The sequence below is a fragment of the Pelomonas caseinilytica genome (assembly GCF_021353235.1).
In the GTDB taxonomy this organism is placed as follows: Bacteria; Pseudomonadota; Gammaproteobacteria; order Burkholderiales; family Burkholderiaceae_C; genus Pelomonas; species Pelomonas caseinilytica.
In genome coordinates this window covers 63,880-84,327 of the sequence record NZ_JAJTWT010000016.1, presented here as the reverse complement: position 1 = coordinate 84,327, position 20,448 = coordinate 63,880, and the positions used below count along the sequence as shown (strand labels likewise).

Genomic DNA, 20,448 nt, shown 5'->3' with positions numbered 1-20,448 from the left:
GGTCCTCGGCGGGGCTTACTGGTTGACGGGCGACTTGGGGTCCAGCAGCAGGGCCATCAGGTCGCGGATCTGCTGTTCGGTCAGCAGCTCGGCATGGCCGAAGCGCGGCATGTTGGAGCAGGCCGCGTAGGCCTTGCTGTTCCAGAGCTTGCCCCAGGTGTACTTGACCATGGCTGCCGACATCGGGTCCGCCGGGTCGGCGACGCCGCGCAGCTTGCCGTAGTTCCAGAGGCTGGGGCCGATGTTGCCGAAGGAGATCTCCTTCTTGTCGATCTGGTGGCAGTTGTAGCAACTGCCGCCGTTCTTCGACGGAGCGGCGCTGGCGTCGGTCCAGGTCATGCCGCGGCCGTTCTGGGCGAGCTTCTCGCCTTCCTTCCAGTCGCCGAGGTACTGGCCGTCGCTCGGCCACTTGATCGTGGCCAGCTGCTGGGCCTCGATCTTCTTCATGACGGCGGCCGAGGGCGGCTTGGCGGCCGAACAGGCCTTCTGAGCGGGGTCCTGCTTGAGCCGGTCGACGGTGGCGATGCCCTGGTCGCGGAAGGAGGCCTTCATCATGGCCTCGGCCTGCTGGTCGAGCGCCTTGGTGGCCTGTGCCTGGGCGGCGCCGGCGGCCAGCAGAGTGAAGGCGGTGAGGGCGGTGAGGTGGCGGATTCGCATGGTCGTTCTCCTCAACGCTTGAGGGCCGGCGCGATGGACTCGGCGCCCTGGGCGTTCACGCCCATGTAGACACCCAGCGCCACGGTCACGTCGGACGCGAAGCCGGGATAAGGGAAGCGCTGCTGGCGGAAGCAGTCGTTGAGCCGGCGCTGCATGCTCCACAGCTCGCCGCTGGACACGCGGTAGGCCGGCCAGGCCGCGAAGCCGATGCCGTCGCCGGGGTTGCGCGTCAGGTTGGGCAGGTCCTGCAGCCGGATGCGCTTGCCGTCTTCGCCGTGGCAGCTGGCGCAGGAGAAGTCCATCGGGCCGCCACGGTAGAAGAAGGCGCGCTTGCCCAGCTCGTAGAAGCGCTTCTCCTCGGGGTGCTTCTGGGGCAGGGCCATCTTCAGGCCGCGCGACTGGGAGGAGATCCACGCCGCCAGCGCCGTGACGGTGGCCTGCTCGCCCTTGTCGAAGGGCGTGGCGGCAATCTCGGCGGCGTCGAAGCCCTGCAGGGTCTGCATGCAGCTGAGCAGGCGTGACTCCAGGTCCTGCATCTTGCGCGTGTCCGGGAACCAGCGCGGCAGCTGCACCCAGGCGCCCTTGACGACACCGGGGCCGAGGCCGAGGTCGCAGGCCTCGAGCGTCGCATTTTTGGGGCCGCGAGGCGTCTTCCAGAGTTCCTCGCCCTTGGCCTCGAAGAGTTCGGCGGGGTTGCCGTCCTCCAGCATCTTGCGGTATTCGGCGATGCCGTCCGCGGCGGACTTCGGTGGCGGTGGCGTCTGGGCCACCAGGGGTAGGGTGGCAGCGGCGGCAGCCGCGGTGGCGGCGAACGCAATCAGTCGTGAGCGCATGGGCCCTCCTGCAGTGGCGGACGGACGGGGACGGTCAGGAGACCGTGGCTTCGTCGGTGCGGACGTCGCCGCGGTTGTCGCGCCAGGTGACGGCGACCTTGTCGCCCGCCTTGGCGCCCTTGACGACGAACTGCAGGAAAGGGTTCTTGGATACCGAGGGGCCCCACTCGGCGGTGAGGACGGTCTTGCCGTTGAGCTGGGCCGTCACCTCCTGGATGTACCAGGCGGGGATGGTCTTGCCGGAGGCATCCTTGCGGAGGCCGGTTTCCATCTCGTGGCTCATCAGCACGCGGACGGTGGTCTTGTCGCCGGCCGCCTGGGCCCGGATGCGCATGGGATCTGCCATGTCTGTCTCCTGTTCAATTGATATTCATCGACCCGATCTTGCGGGCCGAGCGCCGGGCCGCTCCCAAGCCGGCCCGCAGGCGATGTACATGCGGCTCGACGCCGCATGTATCGCCGTCCCCTCGGGGGACCGTCCAGGCTCGCCCGCGTCTAGCGGGGCGAGACTGGGCGAGGGGCTCCATCTCACCCACCACAGCCACCAAGGGTGACCTTGACTTCCTTCTGCGCGAACAACACCCGGCCATCGGCCATCAGCGCCACGGCCAGCACGTTGGACGACTGGCCCATCTTCACGCGCGTCGTGAAGCTGGGCTCGACGGACTCGCTGACGTCGAAGGCCGCGGACAGCACGCTCGGGTTCTTCTCGACGAGGATGAGCAGGCGCTTGGCGCCGGCCAGCGTCGTCGCCGCGCCGACGGGCACGACGGCGCCGTTCTCGGCGATGTCCGGGGCCGTGACCGTCACGTCCTTGCTTTCGACCGGCGCGCCGGCGCCCAGGGCCTTCATCAGCTCGGGAATGGTCTTGGCGTCGAAGGCCGCGGTGGGGTAGGCGGCGAGGGCGGTGCGGGGCAGCAGGCCCAGGCCGCCGAGCATCGCGGCCACCTGGGCGGAGCGCAGCAGCGCGGTTCGTCGGTTCAGCATGGAGGTCTCCTTGGGGTGGTCCACGTTAGAGGGTGGGCGTCGGGTGTGCATGCGGGCATTCCATGGGTTAGCGGGCCGCGGCACCGGCCGCCAGCCAGGCTGCCAGCGCCTTGAGGTCCGCCTCGGGCAGCGGCTGGCCCGGCATGGGGATGGGCCCCCAGACGCCCTGGCCGCCGGACTTGATCTTGGCCGCGAGGTAGGCCTCGGCATCGGCGCGGCCGGCGTACTTGGCGGCCACCTGCTTGAAGCCCGGGCCGACGAGCTTTTGCTGCAGGCCATGGCAGGCGGTGCAGGCGTGCTGCTTGACCAGCGCCAGGGCGGCTGCGGCGCCGCCGGTGGCGGGCGCGGGGGCCGGTGCCGGCGCCGCCGCCACGGTGGCAGCCTGGCGCGTGCCGGACGGGCGCGTGGTGTCGATGCCGCGCTGCGGGCCGACGAGGCGCTGCTGCTCGGCCAGGTTGCCGTTGTTGTTGCGGGCGAAGTCCGGCAGCAGCGAGGCCACCTTGGGCTCGGTGCCGCAGTCGTGCATGCAGGCGCTGGCTCTGACGTCGAAGGCGCCGGGCTTGCCCAGGCCCTTGCCCGGCCACATCGCGTGGGCCGTCGTCATGCCGTTGCGGTTGGGCATGCGCTGCTGCACCTCGGCGATGTTGGCGTCGGACAGCGTGAAGTCGCCCGGGACGATGCCGCCGAGGTTGAGCAGGTAGGCCGTGACCGCGTAGACCTCGTCGGTCTTGAGCGACTTGGGCGCATTCCAGGGCATGGCGCGGTTGATGTAGTCCCACAGCGTGGAGACGGTGGAGACCTTCATCAGCGTCGTGCGGCCGGGGAAGGTGGCGTCGTTCAGCCGGGCGACGCGGCCCGTCTTGATGTCCTCGGCCGTGGTGCCGCCCACGAGGGGTGAGAACACCTCGTTGCTCTCCCCGAAGATGCCGTGGCAGGAGGCGCAGCGGGCCTCCCAGACGTCCTGGCCCTGGTTGACCGAGCCCGCGCCCTTGGGCAGGCCCTTGAAGTCGGGCCGCACGTCGACGTCCCAGGCGGCCACCTCGGCCTTGGTGGCCTCGCGGCCGATGCCGGGATAGCCGGTGTCGGCCGCCGCGGCGCCCAAGGCGGCCAGCGACAGCAGCAGGCCGGCGACGATGCGCTCAGGACAGCTGGACATTGCGCACCTCCCCGCTTTCCTCGACCAGCCAGGACTGGATGGCGTTGTTGTGATAGATGGACCGCGTGCCGCGCACGGCGCGCAGCTGGCGGGTGCTGGGCTGCACGTAGCCGGTCTCGTCCATGGCGCGGCTCTGCACGATGGCGGGCTTGCCGTCCCACTGCCAGTCCAGCGTGAAGCGGGTCAGGCACTTGCTCATCACGGGGTCCTGCAGCCGGGCGGTGTGCCAGTTGCGGCCGCCGTCGGTCGTCACGTCCACGCGCTTGACCTTGCCGCGGCCCGACCAGGCCAGGCCGCTGATCTGGTAGTAGCCCTTGTCCAGCAGCACCTGTCCGCCCGACGGTGTCGTCACGACGCTCTTGCACTCCTGGGTGCTGGTGTACTGGCGATGCAGGCCGCCGGGCATCAGGTCGATGTAATGGACGGTCTCGTCCTTGGTGCCGTAGGGCTGGTCGCCCACCTCCAGGCGGCGCAGGTACTTGACCCAGCTCACGCCCTGCACGCCCGGCACCACCAGGCGCAGCGGGTAGCCCTGCTCGGGCCGCAGCATCTCGCCGTTCTGGCCGTAGGCGACGAAGACCTCGCCGCTCTCCACCAGCTCCATCGGCACGGTGCGCGTCATGCTGGAGCCGTCCGCGCCCTCGGCGAGCACGTAGCGGGCGCGCTTGTAGTCGACGCCGCAGAGGTCGAACAGCAGCTTCAGCGGCACGCCGGTGAACTCGCTGCAGCTCAGCATGCCGTGGGTGTACTGGCAGGTGGGCACGGCGACGTTGCCCCATTCCATGCCGGTGTTGGCCCCGCACTCGATGAAGTGGAAGCGGCTGACGCTGGGCAGGCGCATCAGCTCGTCCATCGTGAACACCAGGGGCTTCTTCAGCAGCGTGGCGTCGCTGCCGTTGACCATCAGGCGGTGCCTGGAGGGATCGATGTCCCACCAGCCCTGGTGGTGGCGCTCGAAGTGCAGGCCGCTGGGCGTGACGATGCCGAACAGCGACTGCAGCGGCGCGAAGGACACCGAGGCCTGTGTCGTCTGCGTCAGGCCGGGGCTGGGGCGGCGCTGCACGTTGGCCTCGTACTTCGACGGCTTGCCGTAGCCCTCGGCCGCCACCGGTTGGCCCAGGCCCTTGCTGTGCTCGGGCAGGGTGAGGATGTTCGCGTCGCCCTCGGCCTGGGCCGTGGCCGTACCGGCGGCGGCGCCCGCCAGGGCCGCGGCGAAGGCGCGCCGCACGAAGTCGCGCCGGTCCTGGGCGGCTTCGGCGAACACGGTGCGCACGCCATCGGCCGAGAGGAAGTTCTCCGGCGCCTTGCGCAGTCTTCCGGATCGAGAGGGGTCGTGTGTCACCACACCTCCAGCAAGGCGGGGCAGGGCTGGCCCGCCCGGGTTCATCGGGGCTCCGGCCGCCGTTGTGGCGGTCGGAAATCAGTAGATCGTTATATTAACGATCACTGATTTACTGGCTGCTGGTGACAACCCTAGATCAGCAGCCCGGCTTCACGCCGAGCTTGCGCAGGATGATCTCCAGGGGGCACCAGCGCGTGAAGGCGCTCTGCAGCAGGTTGGCGCCGACGAAGGCCGTGAAAGCCAGCCACCAGGTGCTGACGAAGAGCGGGCTGCCGGGTACGCCGAGCAGCAGGGAGATGAGGATGAAGCTGCCGGCGGCGAGCCTCACGATTTGCCACGAGGTCATGGGGTGCTCCTGTTGGGCGTGGGGGACGGGGGCGGCGCGTCGTGGTGGTGGGCCACGAAGTACAGCAGCGGGATGACGACCAGGGTGAGCAGGGTGCTCACGAGGATGCCGAAGATCAGCGAGATCGCCAGGCCGTTGAAGATGGGGTCGTCGAGGATGAAGAAGGCGCCGAGCATGGCCGCCAGGCCGGTCAGCACGATGGGCTGGGCCCGGGTGGCGGCCGAGTGCACGACGGCCTGCTTCAGCGGCCGGCCCTCGGCCACCTCCAGGCGGATGAAGTCCACCAGCAGGATGGAGTTACGCACGATGATGCCGGCCAGGGCGATCATGCCGATCATGCTGGTGGCGGTGAACTGCGCGCCCAGCAGCGCATGCCCGGGCATGACGCCGACGAGGGTCAGCGGGATGGGCGCCATGATGATGAGCGGCGTGAGGTAGGAGCCGAACTGCGCGACGACGAGGAGGTAGATCAGCACCAGGCCGACGGCGTAGGCCGCGCCCATGTCGCGGAAGGTCTCGTAGGTCACCTGCCACTCGCCGTCCCACTTCAAGGTGTAGCCGCGCCAGGCGTCGCTCGGCGCGTGGATGAAGGCTTCGGCCAGGGTGCCGCCGCCCGGCGTGACGATGCTGCCCAGCTCGGCGCGCATGCCGAACATGCCGTAGAGGGGGCTGTCCACGCGGCCGGCCATGTCGCCGGTGACGTAGTGCACCGGCAGGCCGTCCTTGTGGAAGACGGGCTGCTCGCGCAGGCTGTCGCTCGCCACGACGACCTCGCGCAGCGGCACCAGGCTGCCGGCGGCGCTGCGCACGCCGAGCTGCAGCAGGGCGTCGAGGTCGCCCTGGCGTTCGGCCGGCAGTTGCAGCCAGGCCGGCGCGGGGTATTTGCTGCCGTCGTGCAGGTAGGTCGCCGCCTCGCCGCCCAGGCCTGCGGCCAGGGTGGCCACGATGGCCGACGGCGGGATGCCGAGCAGGGCGGCCTTGCGGCGGTCCACCAGCAGCAGCTGCCTGGGCGCGGCGGCGATGCCGGAGTCGTCGACGTCGACGACGCCGGGCGTGCGCTCGAAGAGGCGGCGCACCTCACCGGCCACCTGTCGGCGGCCCTCGGCCTCGGGGCCGTAGATCTCGGCGACCAGGGGCGACAGCACCGGCGGGCCGGGGGGCACCTCCACGACCTTGACGTTGGCGCCGTGGCGGCGGCCGATGGCCTGCAGCTCCGGCCGCATGCGTGTGGCGATGGCGTGGCTTTGCGCGCTGCGGTGGTGCTTGTCGACGAGGTTGACCTGCAGGTCGCCCATCTCGCCGCTGGACCGCAGGTCGTACTGCCGCACCAGGCCGTTGAAGTTGATGGGGGCGGCGGTGCCGGCGTAGGCCTGGTAGTCGGTGACCTCGGGCTGGCGGGCGACGTAGGCGCCGAGTTCGTGCAGCACGGCGGCGGTGCGCTCCAGCGGCGTGCCGGCGGGCATGTCGACGACGACCTGGAACTCCGACTTGTTGTCGAAGGGCAGCATCTTCAGCACCACGAGGCCGAGGGCCGGCAGCGCCAGCGAGAGGGCGATGAGCCCGGCCACGCCGGCGCCCAGCCAGCGGCGGTTGCGCTGGCCGCGGGCCTCGTCCAGCAGCGGGCGGAAGAGGCGCTCGAACAGCGGCCCGAGCCTGGCCGCCAGCCCGTGGGCGGTGTCCCCGCCGTGGCCGGTACGCCTGAGCCACAGCCGTGCCAGCCAGGGCGTCACGACGAAGGCGATGGCCAGGGACAGCAGCATGCCCATGCTGGCGTTGATGGGGATGGGGCTCATGTACGGCCCCATCAACCCGCTGACGAAGGCCATGGGCAGCAGGGCGGCGATGACGGTCAGCGTGGCCAGGATGGTCGGGCCCCCCACCTCGTCCACCGCGCCGGGGATGAGCTCGGCCAGCGTGCGGTCCGGGTGCAGGGCCATGTGGCGGTGGATGTTCTCGACGACGACGATGGCGTCGTCCACCAGGATGCCGATGGAGAAGATGAGGGCGAACAGCGACACCCGGTTGAGCGTGAAGCCCCAGGCCCAGGAGGCGAACAGGGTGACGGTCAGCGTCAGCACCACCGCGCTGCCGACGATCGCGGCCTCGCGCCGCCCGAGGGCGAAGAACACCAGCGCCACCACCGAGGCGGTGGCGAACATCAGCTTCTGGATGAGCTTGGTGGCCTTGTCGTTGGCGGTGGCGCCGTAGTTGCGCGTCTCGGCCACCTCCACGCCTGCGGGGATGACGGTGTTGCGCAGCTCGTCGACACGGCGCATCACGGCCTCGGCCACGTCGATGGCGTTCTCGCCGGGCTTCTTGGTGATGGCAATCGTCACGGCCGCGTGCTCGGCGGCCTCGGCACCCGCCGTGCCGTGCCAGACGTAGCGCTGCGCGGGCAGCGGGCCGTCGACCACCTCGGCCACGTCGCCCAGGTAGACCGGGCGCCCGTTGCGGGCCCCCACCACCAACTGGCCCAGTTCGCGGGCGTCGCGCAGGAAGGGGCCGGCCTCGACGTCGACGGCGCGGTCTCCGGACAGGAGCTGGCCCGCTTGGGCACCGCTGTTGGCGGACTGCAGCGCCTGGCGCAGCTCGGCCACGCCCAGGCCGGCGGCGGCCAGGCGCGCGGGGTCCAGCTCCACGCGGATGGCGCGGCCCGGCCCGCCGACGGTGCGGACCTCGCGGGTGCCGGGCACGCGCTTGAGGTCGGCCTCCAGGCTGTGGGCGATGCGTTCCAGGTCGAAGGCGCCGGTCTGCGGGTCCCGCGCGTACAGCGTCAGGGCGACGATGGGCACGTCGTCGATGCCCTTGGGCTTGACCAGGGGCGCGGCGACGCCCAGGCCCGCCGGCAGCCAGTCGGCATGGGACTGCACCGTGTCGTGCAGGCGCACCAGCGCCTCGGTGCGCGGCACGCCCACCTTGAACTGCACCGTCAGCAGCGCCAGGCCGGGGCGGGAGACGCTGGTGACATGCTCCACGCCGGCCATCTGCGACAGCACCTGCTCGGCGGGCGTGGCCACCATCTGCTCCACGTCGCGCACGGCCGCGCCAGGGAAGGGCACGATCACGTTGGCCATGGTCACGTTGATCTGCGGCTCCTCCTCACGGGGCGTCACCACGCCCGCGAAGAGGCCGAGCAGCAGAGCGACGATGGCCAGCAGCGGCGTGATGCGGGCCGACTGGAAGAAGCGGGCGATGCGCCCGGACAGGCCCATCTCCATCACGGCCTCCGCGCGGCGGCCTGGGGGTCCAGGGCGATGCGCTCGCCGAGGGCCAGCCCGGCGAGGATCTCGGTCTGCCCGCCCGTGCTCGGCCCCACCCGCACCTGGCGCAGCAAGGCGCGCCCATCGGCACCGACGACGTAGACGCCCTTGAGCTCGGCCCGCTGCACCAGGGCCTGGCTGGGGATGAGGATGCGGCTGCGGTTGTCGCTGGCGCCGGCAAGGCCGCTGGTGGGCAGCCAGGCGCGGGCGAAGCCGCCCGGCGCCGCCACGGCGCCGGCGGGCAGGGTGATGCGGACGGTGACGGTGTGTGTCAGCGGGTCGGCGGCCGGCAACACCTCCCAGCGCGGCGCGGCCAGGCGCTGGCCGCCCAGCTCGACGCTGGCGGCGGCGGCCTGCGCGGCCCGCAGGCCCGGCGCGGCGGACTCGGGCACGGCGACGGCCACGCGCAGGGCGGCGGGGTCGAACAGCGTCAGCAGCGGGCGGCCGGGCATGGCCATGTCGCCGGGCATGACGCTGACCTCGCTGACGACGCCGTCGTAGGGCGCCTTGACCGCGTAGTAGCCGCTCTCCGTGCGTGCGGCCTGGGCGGCGCCCAGCTGGGCGCTGGCCTGGGCGGTGGCGGCCTGGTATTGGGCCTCGGCCTGGTCGAGCGCGGCCTGGCTGATGAAGTGGCTGGCGAAGAGCTGGCGCTGGCGCCTGACCTCCAGCGTGGCCGCCTGCTGGGCGGCGCGGGCGGCGTCCACCTGCGCCGCGGCGGCGCCGGCCTGTTGTTCGGCGGCGCGCGCATCCAGCCGCGCCAGCAGCTGGCCGGCCCGCACCCGGTCGCCGGCCTTGACCGGCAGGGCGACGACGGCGCCCGCCACCTGGGCCGACACCACGGTCTGGCGCACGGCCTCCACCGTGCCGTCGTGGCGGCTCAGGGCCGCGGCGGGCGCGGGCGCCACCGTCCAGGTGGCGAGTTCGGCGGCCCGGCCCGCGGCGGGCAAGGCGCCCAGCAGCAAGGCCAGGACGAGCTGCGGCAGGCCGAATGACGGGCGGGACATGCGCTCTCCTGAAGTGGCGGCGGAGGGTCGGGTGGATCTCATGTTGTTTATTATTTAGCTATGTAGTTAAATAGTCAATATGAGCGATGAGCAAGGCGCGAAGCAACGGGGGATGCGGCATGATGAAGACCCCGACGCATTCCCCTGCCCGCTGATGAAGGACCTGTCCGACGAAGACCTGCACCAGGTGGCCGCCTATTTCCAGGCGCTGTCCGAGCCGACGCGCCTGCAGATCCTCAACCTTCTGCGCCACGGCGAGCACAACGTCGGCGAGATCGCGCAGGCCTGCGGCTTCACGTCGGCCAACATCTCGCGACACCTCTCCTTGCTGATGCAGCAGGGACTGGTGTCGCGCGAGTCGCGCGGCTCGTCGGTCTACTACAGCATCGGCGACGAATCGGTCTATGCGCTGTGCGACCTCGTCTGCGACAACATCGGCCGCCGGATGGAACGCACGGCGGCGCAGCGGAGCAGTTTCCTCAAGGCCGGCAAGGGCCGGCGGCGCCTACCCGGCTGACGCCGCCATCGCGCGGCGTTTGACCAAGCCTTGCCGCAGGTCAAGGCGGCGCGTGGGACGCGGGGCTGCAATGGCGGCCGCACAAGGTGCAAAAGCTTGCCAAAGGTCCACGCAAAGGAGCGTCACATGACCGCGTTCAAGGAACTCTTCTCGAGCGATGCCGGGCTGCTCAGCCTGGCTGTCATCGCCTTCACCCTCAGCATGGGCGGGTTCTTCATCCGCTACTTCCTGCGCCACATGCACGAAGACGAGAAGCGCGAACGCGGCCTGCGCTGAGCGCCCTCTCAGCCGAGCTGCCCCTCGACCCAGCGCCGCACGCCCTGCGGCGCCTGGAATTCCTCGATCCCGCGAACCGGGATGCCAGGATGGCGTTGCCGCCACATGGCGGACAACGCCGTGCCCGGACCAACCTCCAGCACGCAGCGCAGCCCGCGTTCGGCGAGGCTGTCCATGCATTCGTCCCAGCGCACGGTGTGGTCGACCTGGCCGGCCAACGCCGCGGCGAGTGCTGCGGCATTGCGGGTGGCCGTGCCGCTGAAGTCGCAGGCCACGGGCAGGCTCGCGCCGTGCAGGCTGGCCGTTTGCAGGCAAGCGGCGAAGGCCCGTGCGGCCGGTGCCATGGCGGGCGTGTGCGAGGCCAGGCCGATGGGCAGCCGCGTGCAGCGCAGGCCCAGGGCGGTCCAGGTCTCGGCCTGGGCGCTCAGGGCCGGCCCGGCGCCGCCCACGATGACATGCTCCTCATGGATGCGGATGGCCACTGACAGGGGTGCCGCGGCCTCGGCCAGGCGGCGTGCCTGCGGTCCCTGCACGCCCATCAGGCCGGTGTCTCGGCCGGCGGCGGCAGCGTCCATGGCTTGCGCGCGCGCGGCGGCGAGGTTCAGGGCCGTGTCGGCATCGAACACCCCGGCCGCCGCGAACGCGGCCAACTCGCCGACGCTGTAGCCCGCCACCGCCGCAGGCTGTGGCAGGCCGGGCGCCACGGCCTGCCAGGCCGCGATGCCGATGCCGGTCAGCAGCGGCTGGGCGACCGCATTCGCATGCCGCCAGGCGGGGTCGCGCAGGCGGTCGCGCCAGTCGGCGCCGAGATGGCGGGCCAGGGCATCGAGGGCGGGTCGGGCCTCGGGCTGGCCTTCCAGCCACGGCAGCATCTGCGCGTGCTGGGCGCCTTGTCCGGGGAAGAGCAGGCCCAGGCCCATCAGCCCAGACGGTCCAGCCAGCAGGCGGCGGCCAGGGTGTCGGCGGCGCCGCCGGGGGAGAGGTTGCGGGCGACGAACTCCGCGCCGAGCGCCGCGGCGGCTGCCAGCCCGTCGGGCCGGCCCGCGCCGCCGGCGGCGATGAAGTCGCGCGCGCAACCCTGGGCGAAGCGCAGCCCCGCGAGGCCGCCGCGGTGGGCGAGGTTGCAGTCGTCCAGCACCGCCATGGTGGCGAAGAGGGTGTCCAGCCGCGCCGGGCCGCTGGCCAGGCCCCGGCTCCGGGCCGCGCGCAGGGCGGGCACGGCGGTCTCGAAGAGGGTGGGGAAGGCGAGCGCCGCCTCGGCCGAGGCGCTGCGCAGGCCCAGGCGGCTCGCCGCTTGGCCGCCGGGCAGCGCCGAGGGCCGCAGCGCCCGCCGGGCCAGGGCCTCGCCCCAGCGCTGCGTGAGCGTGTGGCGAAGGCCGTCCACGGTCGGCCGCAGGCCGCGGGCGGCCAGCGAGCCGGCCGAGGCGCACAGCAGGCCCAGCATGAAGATGGCGCCGCGGTGGGTGTTGATGCCCTGGGTTGCGGCCAGCATGCGCGCCTCGGCGGCGATGCCGCAGGCCTCCAGCGCCTCGAAGGGCGCCTGTGCCGCCCCCAGTTCGGCGATGCGCACGAAGTAGCTCCGCAACGCGAAGAGGCTGCGCATGAAAGTGTGGGCGTCCATGTCGGCATGGCTGCCGCGGTCGGTGAGGGTGACGAGGCCGGGCTTGGGCGACAGGGCCAGCTCGTCGTGCAGCGCCAGCGTTGCGGCCCGGCCGATCTCCTGGGGGCTGGGCGCCGGCGAGGCGAGCGCGCGGCTTGTCCTCATGCCGTCACCTCCATCGCCGCGGACGGCAGGAAGTGCGCCGGCACGCTGGCGCCATGCAGGCGCTTGACCAGCAGCGACCTCACCTGGCCGCGCCGCCAGGCCAGCCATTCGCGCCAGGCGACCGCGGCGTCGCCGTCGAACACCAGCTCGCCGTCCAGGCGCCGGCTCGGCGCGGCGAAGGCCTCCATCGCCGCGGCTGCGGCGTCGGCCTGCCCGGGGCTGGCCACGGCCGCCCAGACGTCGAGGTCGGAGCCCTCGCGCACGTGGTCGAGCCCGGTGAGCTGCTGCCAGCCGTGGCTGCCGTAGACGCGGGCCGCCGTGCCGCTGGCTTGCAGCGCAAGTGCGAGGGCGCGTGCCGGGGCGCGGGCGCTCGGCGGCAGTTGCGCCAGCACCCGGTCCAGGCGTGGGAATTCGTCGAAGTACAGCACCTCGGCCGGCTGCACGCGCAGGGCCAGCCGCCGATGCCCCCAACGCCGCGGCGCGCACAGGCCGACCGAGATGCCGCCATCGCCGCCGCCCGCGGGCTGGCGCGTGACGACGACGGGAAGGCCGTGGTCGGCCCAGCAGCCCAGGCAGGCGCGGGCCTCGTCGTCCCAATCCAGGGGCAGCAGGCGCTGCCAGGCGTCGCTCGACAGCCAGGCGATCTGGTGGCGGTGCAGCAGGGCCATGGCCTCGTGGATGCTCAGGCGGCGTCCAGCACCCGCTGCACGATGCCGGCAGCCAGGCGCCGGCCGCCGCGGGCGGCGCCATCTTCAGCGCGGAGGTCCTGGGTGGGCGCATCGGCCAATGCGGCGCGCAGGGCCTGGGCCAGGTCGCCGTCCCACAGCCGGCGCACCCCGCCCATGGCGACGTAGTTGGCCACGCCCGGCGCGAACACCGGGTTGGATTCGGACAGCTGGGCCAGCAGGGCCTCAGGCAGCTTAGTGACGCGGGCCATTGCCGGCAGGCGCATGACGCGGATCTCGGCTTCGGGCAAGGCGTCGCAGGCGTCGGCGATGAGGCCGGAGGTGATGAAGCCGCCTGAGAGCGCCTGGTCGTACACCAGGCCGAGGACACGGTGGCCGCGGCGCCGCGCCAGGTCGATGCACATGCCGAGGTGGGCCATGGCGCGGTTGATGCCCAGCAGCTCGTCGCGCCGACGCAGTTGCTGGCCCTGGGTGTCGATCAGCAGCAGGAGGGCGCGGCCGGGGTTGTGGGTGAGGACGTCGAGCACGGCGCGCGCCTGGGCGAGGGCCAGGGCCACGCCGATGGGCGCATGGCCGGTGGTGCCGATGACGCTCAGCGGCTCGCCGTCGAACTCGACGGTGCCGTGGAGGAAGTCGCCGTCACGGGTGATGCCGTGCCCGGCGCCGAAGAGGCGGGTCGCAAGGGTGTGCCAGTCCATCAGCGGGCTCCCAGGGCCAGCACCCCGGCCACGTCGAGATCGGGCACGCGGGCTGCGTCGGCCACGCCGAGGGCGGCCCACCAGTCGGTGGCCTCGGCGCCTTCGAAGGCCAGCCGCGCCGCCAGGCGTGCGTGTTCGGCTTCCAGCAGTTCGAGCGTCACGGGCCGGGAGGCGCCCAGCGCCCGGATGGCCGCGGTGCGGAAGGCGGCCACGTCGTCCTCCACCAGGGCATCGCAGTCGCCCGTCAGCCAGCGGTGCTTGCCGCCGGTGGTGCGCCAGACCAGGGCCCGGTCGCGCGAGTCGAACTCCTCGACGCCGTGGCTGGCCTCGATGACCTCGGGGCCCGACATGGCGAGGCGGCCGATGTCGCTCATGACGACGTGGTCGGCACAGCGCGCCACGATGCCCATGCCTCCGAAGCAGCCGCCCGTACCGCCGATGAGCACGATGACGGGAATGCCGGCGGCACGCACGTCCAGCAGGGCCCGCATCACCTCCGAGACGGCGATGAGGCCGGCATTGGCCTCGTGCAGGCGCACGCCGCCCGACTCGGCCAGCAGCAGCACGGCGTGGGGGCGGTCGCGCAGGGCGCGCCTGAACAGGCCGACGAGCTTGGCGCCATGCACCTCGCCCACGCCGCCGCCCATGAACTGGCCTTCCTGGGCCGCGATGAACACGGGCCGGCCCGTGAGCATGGCGCGGCCGATGGCCACGCCGTCGTCGAAGGCCGAGGGCACGCCGAGCTGGGCGAGGTGGGGGCTGGTGAGCTTGAGGGCCGGCGGCAGCCATTCGTGGAAGCTGCCTTCGTCCACCAGTAAGGCCAGGCGCTCGCGGGCCGAGCATTCGGCGTAGGAGATCATGGCCGTAGCTCCTGCGCCGCCTGATCCAGCCTCAGGCTGACGACGGCGGGCGTGGCGCCCATGTCGTGGATGGAGACCTGCACGCCGGCGAGCTGGTGGCGGGTGTGGAAGTCGCGCACGACGGCGGCCCAGATGGCGCCGAAGCCGCGGGCCGAGGTTTCGACGTGGACGCTGCAGCCGTCGCCGGGTGCAGGCTCCAGCAACACCTCCAGGTTGCCCGAGCCGACGACGCCGACGAGCACGGGCGCGAACGCGCCGGCCGGGCGGGTGCCGGTGAAGCGGTAGTCCAGGGTTTCGAGTCCGGGTTGGGTCATCACGGCCTCACCAGTTGCGAAAGCGCCGCGGCGGCGCATACCGGCCGTCGGAGGCGCGCACGAGGTCGCGCATGCTGCGCGCGGCCAGCAGGTTGCGGGTGGCGTCGCGCGGGTCGATGCCGAGGTCGGCGGGGCGGCGGATGACGCCGCGGTCGCGCAGGTTCTCCACCATGCGCGCGTCGCGAGCCAGGCCCACGGCCGTGTAGCCGGCCACGCCGCGGATGGCCTGCTCGCGCTCCTCGTCGCTGCGGCACAGCAGCAGGTTGGCGATGCCCTCCTCGGTGAGGATGTGGCTCACGTCCTCGCCGTAGATCATGATGGGCGGCAGGGCCATGCCGGCCTGCTCCTGCAGCGTCCACGCGTCGAGCCGTTCGACGAAGGCGGGCTGCATGTGCTCGCGGAAGGTCTCCACCATCTGCACCACCAGCTTCTGGCCGCGGGGCGTGCCGGCCGCGCCGAGGCGCCCGGCGCGGGCCTCGCCGCCGGCCTTGAGCCAGGCCGGGCTGGCATGGCGCCGGCCGCGGGCGTCGGCGCCCATGTTGGGCGCGCCGCCGAAGCCGGTGATGCGGCCGAGCGTGGCGGTGGAGCTGTTGCCCTGCAGGTCGATCTGCAGGGTGGAGCCGATGAAGAGGTCGCAGGCGTAGTGGCCGGCGGCCTGGCAGAAGGCGCGGTTGCTGCGCAGGCTGCCGTCGGCGCCGGTGAAGAAGACGTCGGCGCGGGCGCGGATGTAGTCCTCCATGCCCAGCTCGGAGCCGAAGGAGTGGATGGACTCCACCCAGCCGGCCTCGATGGCCGGGATGAGGGCCGGGTGCGGGTTGAGCGCCCAGTGCCTGCAGATGCGGCCCTTGAGGCCCAGCGACTCGGCATAGGTCGGCAGCAGCAGCTCGATGGCCGCGGTGTCGAAGCCGATGCCGTGGTTCAGGCGCTGCACGCCGTACTCCGCGTAGATGCCCTTGATGGCCATCATGGCCATCAGCACCTGGATCTCGCTGATCTGGGCGGGGTCGCGCGTGAACAGCGGCTCGACGAGGTTCGGGCGAGGCGCGGGGATGACGAAGTCCACCCAGTCGGCGGGGATGTCGATGCGGGGCAGGGTGTCGAGCACCTCGTTGACCTGGGCGATGACGAGGCCGCCCGAGAAGGCGGTGGCCTCGACGATGGCGGGCGTGTCCTCGGTGTTGGGCCCGGTGTAAAGGTTGCCCTGGGCGTCGGCCGCCTGGGCGGTGACGAGGGCGACCTTGGGCGTCAGGTCGACGAAGTAGCGGGCGAAGAGCTCCAGGTAGGTGTGGATGGCGCCGATCTCGATGCCGCCGCCTGCCACCAGTTTGGCCAGCCGCGCGCCCTGGGGGCCGGAGAAGGAGAAGTCCAGGCGGCGGGCGATGCCGGTCTCGAAGAGGTCCAGGTGCTCGGGCAGGGCCAGCACCGACTGCACCATGTGCAGGCCGTGCACGCGCTGCGGGTTCACCTGCGTGAGGGCTCGGGCGAGGAAGTCGGCCTGCTTCTGGTTGTTGCCTTCCAGGCAGACGCGGTCGCCCGGTTCGAGCACGGCTTCGAGCAGCTGCACGGCAGCGCCGGTGGCGACGTGCCGCCCCTGGCGCTGGCCGTCCAGGGCCCGGGCGGCACGGGCCAGGCGCTCGGCGCGCTGCGCGGCGCGCAGCCCCCAGGCGGGCGTGGCGGCGTTCATGGCGACCCCGGGCGGACGGCGGTGGGCAGGGCGCCCATGACGGCATCCGGCAGCGCCGTGGCGATGGCCGGGACAAGGCAGATCAGCAGCACCGCCAGCAGCATCAGCACAACGAAGGGCAGCACGCCCCAGATGATGTCGCGCAGCTCGATGTCGGGGGCAATGTTCTTGATGACGAAGATGTTCAGCCCCACCGGCGGGTGGATGAGGCCGGTCTCCATGACGATGGTCATCAGGATGCCGAACCAGATCAGGTCGAAGCCCGCGGCCTTGAGCGGCGGCAGGATGATGGGCGCCGTCATCAGGATGATGCTGACCGGCGGCAGGAAGAAGCCCAGCAGGATGACCATCAGCAGCACCGAGGCCAGCAGCACCCACTTGGAGAGCTGCATGCCCACGATCCACTCCGCCGCCGCCTGGCTGATGTGCAGGTAGCTCATCACGTAGGAGAACAGCAGCGACATGCCGATGATGAACATCAGCATGGTCGACTCCTTCAGCGTCGACGCGAGGATGGGCGCCACGTCCTTTGGGCGCCAGACGCCGTAGATGGTGGCGATGAGCAGCAGGGCCAGCAGGGCGCCGAGGCCGGCGGTCTCGGACGGCGTGGCGAAGCCGCCGTAGAGGGCCACCATGACGCCGATGAGCAGCAGCACGAAGGGCACCACGCGGGGCAGCATCTCGAACTTCTGGCGGGTGGTGAAGGTCTCGCTGGCCAGCAGGGCCGAGGCCGCACCGGTGCGCTCGAACTCGGCCTTGGCGAGGCCATGCTCCTTGCGGTAGCGCAGCGCCGCGTAGACCGTGAACAGCGCCACCAGCAGCACCCCCGGCGCGATGCCTGCGAGGAAGAGCCGGCCGAGGGACTGCTCCGCCGCCACGGCGTACAGGATCATCGTGATGGACGGCGGCAGCAGGATGCCCAGGGTGCCGCCGGCGGCGATGATGCCGGCCGCAAAGCCCGGCGAATAGCCGCGCTTGCGCATCTCGGGGATGCCGGCGCTGCCGATGGCCGAGCAGGTGGCGGGGCTGGAGCCGGCCATGGCCGCGAAGAGGGCGCAGGCGAAGACGTTGGCGATGCCCAGGCCGCCCGGGACGCGGCCCATCCAGACATGCATGGCGGCGTAGAGGTCCTGACCGGCGCGCGATTTGCCGATGGCCGCGCCCTTGAGGATGAAGAGCGGGATGGACAGCAGGGTGATGCTGGCCATCTCCTCGTAGACGTTCTGCGTGACGGTGTCGAGGGCCGAGGCCGGCATGAAGAATGCCATGAAGAGCACGGCCACGCTGCCCAGCGCGAAGGCGATGGGCGCGCCCGAGAACATGAACAGCAGCGTGACGACGCCGAACAGCGAGCCGAGGAGGAGCATGCTCATCGCGGGGCCTCCGTGCCGTGGGCCGTGGCGCCGACGGGGGCCGCGGCCTTGAACAGGCCGTTCAGACGGGCCGCCAGCTGCACGGCGAGCTGCAGGCTCAGCAGGGTCATGCCCAGCCCCATCAGTCCGTAGGGAATCCACAGCGGCGGCGCCCAGGACGAGGAGGTCGTCTGCCCCTCGGCCCAGGCCTCGTGGAAGAGGGTCCAGGACTTCCAGGCGAAGAAGCTGCAGAAGGCGGTGCACATCAGGTCCACCAGCGCCAGGCGCAGCCGGTTCAGCGAACGCGGCAGCAGCCCCGCCATGGCCTCGATGCCCACGTGGCCGCGCAACTGCTGCACGAAGGCCCCGCACAGGAAGGTGGCGCCCACGAGGCAGAACACCGCGGCCTCGTCCTGCCAGTCGGTTGAGGCGCGCATGACGTAACGCGAGACCACGCTGTAAGTCAGCACGCAGGACGCCACCAGCAGGGCGACCATGCCCAGCGCCACCATGGCCTGGTTGACGAGGTGCAGCAGCCGCGCCAGCGGCTGCAGCAAGGCGGGTGTGTCGGGGTCGACGCCGGCGATGGCCGGCTTCAGCTCGAATCCGTGGCTCATGGCGCGCCTCAGAGCAGCTTCTGGGCGGCTCTGAGGATGGCGGCGCAGGACTCGTTCTTCTCGCCGAAGTCCTTCCACGCGGTGTCACGCGCGATGGCCTGCCACTTCTTCAGCGTGGGTTCGTCCATGTCGTAGATCTTGGCGCCCGCCTTGGCATAGATCTCCGCAGCGGCCTTGTCGTCGGCCTTGGCGGCATCACGGGCGAAGACCTCCAGCTCCGCACCCACGGCCATCACCACGTCCTGTTGCGCCTTGGGCAGGCGGGCGAAGACCTCCTTGGACATCATCAGCGGTTCGAACATGAACCAGTAGGTGCGCTGGCGGCCGGAGGTGAGGTGCTTGGCGATCTCCTCCAGCTTGAAGGAGATGAAGCTGGTGGAGGACGTCATGGCCGCGTCCATCGCGCCGGTCTGCATGGCGGCGTAGATCTCGTTGGAGGGCAGGGTGATGACGGAGGCGCCCGCCTGCTTGAGCATCATGTCCATCTCGCGGCTGCCGCCGCGCACCTTCAGGCCCTTGGCATCGTCCGGCGTCACCAGGGGCCGCGCCCGGCTGGCCACGCCGCCTGCCTGCCAGACCCAGCTGACGATGATGACGCCCTTGTCGTCCAGCACCTTGGACAGCAGCCTGCCGACCTCGGCCGTCTTCCAGGCCGCGCCCTGCTCATAACTGGGTACCAGAGCGGGCATCAGGCCGGCGTTGGTCTCGGCGACCTCGCCACCGGCATAGGACAGCGGCACGAGGCTCATGTCCAGCGCGCCCTTGCGCAGCGCCGAGAACTGGGCGTTGGTCTTCATCAGCGACGAGCCCGGGTAGACCGAGGCCTTGAGGGCGCCGCCGGTGCGCTTGTCGACCTCGGCGGCGAAGCTGCGGCACAGCCGGTCGCGGAAGTCGCCCTCGGTCGGCGAGCCGCCGGGAAACTGGTGCGAGATCTTGAGGCTGGTCTGCGCGAAGGCCTCGGACCATCCGGCCGTGGCCGCGGCTGCCGCAGCGGTGCCTATCCATTGACGTCGAGTCAGGTGCATGGCTTGTCTCCAGAGTCCGCCTTGGGCTGGCGGTATGGGGCTGGAGTGTGGAAGCGGCGCCCCCGGCCGGTCAATCAGCCTCGCCGGGCGACGTTTACGCCCGGCGCAAAGGTTGTGGGTTAACCCTTGAGTTCAGCGGCGTGACTGCGGCATGCGGCCAGCAACGACAGCAGGTTGGGATCGCGTTCGCGCGTGCGAAGGAACATCACGCCGATCTTCTGCCGCATCTGGTAGCGCGGCTGCAGGGGCAGCAGGCAGACGGTGCGCGGCAGCACGCCGCGGATGCGGCCCGGCAGGAGGGTGCAGCCGATGCCGCCGCCCACCAGGTTCATCAGCGAGAAGATGTCGTTGGTGGTCATGACGACGTTGGGCTCGAAGCCGGCAACGCGGAAGGCGTCGACGAAGCGGTCGCGCGTCACATAGCCCTCGTTCAAGGACACGAAGCGCTCGTCGACACAGGCGCTGAGGTCGATCTCGGCCTGGCCGGCATAGGGTGAACCCGCGGGCGCGGCAAAGAAGATGTCGTCCTCGAAGAGCAACTGGCATTCGACGTCGCTCGCGCCTTCTGGGAAGCCCATGACGGCAGCATCGAGCGCACCCTCGCGCAGCTTGCGCAGCAGGTCGTGGTTGGAGCCGAGCACCAGCTCGGTCTGGATGTCGGGCTTGCGCAGCCGCAGGCCCATGATGAGGGCGGGCACGGTGACGCTGGTCAGCGAATACAGGGAGCCGATGCGGATGCGGTCGGCTGCGTAGCCGGCAATCTCGCGCGTCGCCCGGATGCCGTGGGACATGGCCTGAAGCACCTCCCGCGCCACGTCGGCCAGGGCATGGGCCGCCTCGGTGGGCTGGAGATTGCGGCCTTCCAGCCGGAACAGGCTGCAGCGTGTTCCGGCCTCCAGGGAGCGCAGGGCGCGGTGCACGCTGACGGCACTGACGCCCAGCCGCTCGGCGGCACGCGCCAGGTTCCCGCTCTCCATGAAGGCGAGCAGGATCTCCAGTTTGCGGAAGGTGATTTCTTCGTCGATGCGGTCCAGCATGGCCGGACATCGTAGCGACGGCCCGGCCGGCT

The 20,448-nt window shown here is 71.4% G+C and carries 22 protein-coding genes; 2 read left to right on the top strand and 20 right to left on the bottom strand.

Annotation, left to right across the window (positions count from 1 at the left end; genetic code table 11):
• Positions 1-15: 15 nt before the first annotated feature.
• The 9 genes from soxX to LXT12_RS24485 form a co-directional block, all read right to left on the bottom strand.
• The gene (soxX, locus tag LXT12_RS24525) at positions 16-657 is read right to left on the bottom strand and encodes a sulfur oxidation c-type cytochrome SoxX (protein WP_233394932.1); all 642 of its coding nucleotides are present in this window, start codon (positions 655-657) and stop codon (positions 16-18) included.
• An 11-nt stretch (positions 658-668) separates the two neighbouring features.
• Entirely contained in the window at positions 669-1,490 is an 822-nt protein-coding gene (gene soxA / locus LXT12_RS24520) for a sulfur oxidation c-type cytochrome SoxA (protein ID WP_233394931.1), read from the bottom strand.
• A gap of 34 nt (positions 1,491-1,524) precedes the next feature.
• Positions 1,525-1,836, bottom strand: a complete 312-nt coding sequence (gene soxZ, locus LXT12_RS24515; protein ID WP_233394930.1) for a thiosulfate oxidation carrier complex protein SoxZ — start codon at positions 1,834-1,836, stop codon at positions 1,525-1,527.
• Between the two features lie 182 nt (positions 1,837-2,018).
• On the bottom strand, positions 2,019-2,477 hold the full coding sequence (gene soxY, locus LXT12_RS24510; RefSeq protein WP_233394929.1) for a thiosulfate oxidation carrier protein SoxY: 459 nt from the start codon (positions 2,475-2,477) through the stop codon (positions 2,019-2,021).
• A gap of 67 nt (positions 2,478-2,544) precedes the next feature.
• Complete coding sequence (locus tag LXT12_RS24505; RefSeq protein WP_233394928.1) at positions 2,545-3,633, bottom strand: c-type cytochrome; 1,089 nt, start codon at positions 3,631-3,633, stop codon at positions 2,545-2,547.
• Entirely contained in the window at positions 3,617-4,975 is a 1,359-nt protein-coding gene (gene soxC / locus LXT12_RS24500; protein ID WP_419964794.1) for a sulfite dehydrogenase, read from the bottom strand. Before soxC ends, LXT12_RS24505 begins: the two co-directional genes overlap by 17 nt.
• Before the next feature lie 136 nt (positions 4,976-5,111).
• Positions 5,112-5,321: a YgaP family membrane protein gene (locus tag LXT12_RS24495; protein WP_233394926.1), complete on the bottom strand. Its 210-nt coding sequence runs from the start codon at positions 5,319-5,321 to the stop codon at positions 5,112-5,114.
• Positions 5,318-8,533 (bottom strand): efflux RND transporter permease subunit, encoded by a 3,216-nt coding sequence (locus LXT12_RS24490; protein WP_233394945.1) that lies wholly within the window; start codon positions 8,531-8,533, stop codon positions 5,318-5,320. The genes LXT12_RS24495 and LXT12_RS24490 overlap by 4 nt, the downstream gene beginning before the upstream one ends.
• Before the next feature lie 5 nt (positions 8,534-8,538).
• Entirely contained in the window at positions 8,539-9,585 is a 1,047-nt protein-coding gene (locus tag LXT12_RS24485) for an efflux RND transporter periplasmic adaptor subunit (protein WP_233394925.1), read from the bottom strand.
• A 154-nt stretch (positions 9,586-9,739) separates the two neighbouring features.
• On the opposite strand from LXT12_RS24485, the gene LXT12_RS24480 reads away from it, so the two are divergent.
• Positions 9,740-10,102 (top strand): ArsR/SmtB family transcription factor, encoded by a 363-nt coding sequence (locus LXT12_RS24480; RefSeq protein ID WP_233394944.1) that lies wholly within the window; start codon positions 9,740-9,742, stop codon positions 10,100-10,102.
• Positions 10,103-10,228: 126 nt separating this feature from the next.
• A complete protein-coding gene (locus tag LXT12_RS24475; RefSeq protein WP_233394924.1) occupies positions 10,229-10,378 on the top strand; it encodes a DUF3149 domain-containing protein in 150 nt (49 codons plus the stop codon).
• Positions 10,379-10,386: 8 nt separating this feature from the next.
• Here the strand turns inward: LXT12_RS24475 and LXT12_RS24470 are convergent, their stop codons facing one another.
• From LXT12_RS24470 to LXT12_RS24420, 11 genes are all read right to left on the bottom strand, one after another.
• On the bottom strand, positions 10,387-11,298 hold the full coding sequence (locus LXT12_RS24470; protein WP_233394923.1) for an acyltransferase domain-containing protein: 912 nt from the start codon (positions 11,296-11,298) through the stop codon (positions 10,387-10,389).
• Entirely contained in the window at positions 11,298-12,143 is an 846-nt protein-coding gene (mdcB, locus tag LXT12_RS24465) for a triphosphoribosyl-dephospho-CoA synthase MdcB (RefSeq protein ID WP_233394922.1), read from the bottom strand. Before mdcB ends, LXT12_RS24470 begins: the two co-directional genes overlap by 1 nt.
• Positions 12,140-12,811, bottom strand: coding sequence for a malonate decarboxylase holo-[acyl-carrier-protein] synthase (gene mdcG / locus LXT12_RS24460; RefSeq protein WP_233394921.1), 672 nt, complete (start codon positions 12,809-12,811; stop codon positions 12,140-12,142). Before mdcG ends, mdcB begins: the two co-directional genes overlap by 4 nt.
• 14 nt (positions 12,812-12,825) lie before the next feature.
• Positions 12,826-13,527 (bottom strand): biotin-independent malonate decarboxylase subunit gamma, encoded by a 702-nt coding sequence (locus LXT12_RS24455; protein WP_233394920.1) that lies wholly within the window; start codon positions 13,525-13,527, stop codon positions 12,826-12,828.
• Positions 13,527-14,387, bottom strand: coding sequence for a biotin-independent malonate decarboxylase subunit beta (locus LXT12_RS24450; protein ID WP_233394919.1), 861 nt, complete (start codon positions 14,385-14,387; stop codon positions 13,527-13,529). Before LXT12_RS24450 ends, LXT12_RS24455 begins: the two co-directional genes overlap by 1 nt.
• On the bottom strand, positions 14,384-14,701 hold the full coding sequence (gene mdcC / locus LXT12_RS24445) for a malonate decarboxylase acyl carrier protein (RefSeq protein ID WP_233394918.1): 318 nt from the start codon (positions 14,699-14,701) through the stop codon (positions 14,384-14,386). The genes LXT12_RS24450 and mdcC overlap by 4 nt, the downstream gene beginning before the upstream one ends.
• A gap of 7 nt (positions 14,702-14,708) precedes the next feature.
• Complete coding sequence (mdcA, locus tag LXT12_RS24440; protein WP_233394917.1) at positions 14,709-16,385, bottom strand: malonate decarboxylase subunit alpha; 1,677 nt, start codon at positions 16,383-16,385, stop codon at positions 14,709-14,711.
• Positions 16,382-17,758 carry a TRAP transporter large permease gene (locus tag LXT12_RS24435; RefSeq protein WP_233394916.1) on the bottom strand — a complete coding sequence of 459 codons (1,377 nt, stop codon included), beginning with the start codon at positions 17,756-17,758 and terminating at the stop codon, positions 16,382-16,384. The genes mdcA and LXT12_RS24435 overlap by 4 nt, the downstream gene beginning before the upstream one ends.
• Positions 17,755-18,354, bottom strand: coding sequence for a TRAP transporter small permease (locus LXT12_RS24430; RefSeq protein WP_233394915.1), 600 nt, complete (start codon positions 18,352-18,354; stop codon positions 17,755-17,757). The genes LXT12_RS24435 and LXT12_RS24430 overlap by 4 nt, the downstream gene beginning before the upstream one ends.
• Positions 18,355-18,362: 8 nt before the next feature.
• Positions 18,363-19,379 carry a TRAP transporter substrate-binding protein DctP gene (dctP, locus tag LXT12_RS24425; RefSeq protein ID WP_233394914.1) on the bottom strand — a complete coding sequence of 339 codons (1,017 nt, stop codon included), beginning with the start codon at positions 19,377-19,379 and terminating at the stop codon, positions 18,363-18,365.
• 119 nt (positions 19,380-19,498) lie between these two features.
• Complete coding sequence (locus tag LXT12_RS24420) at positions 19,499-20,416, bottom strand: LysR family transcriptional regulator (protein ID WP_233394913.1); 918 nt, start codon at positions 20,414-20,416, stop codon at positions 19,499-19,501.
• Positions 20,417-20,448 lie beyond the last annotated feature (32 nt).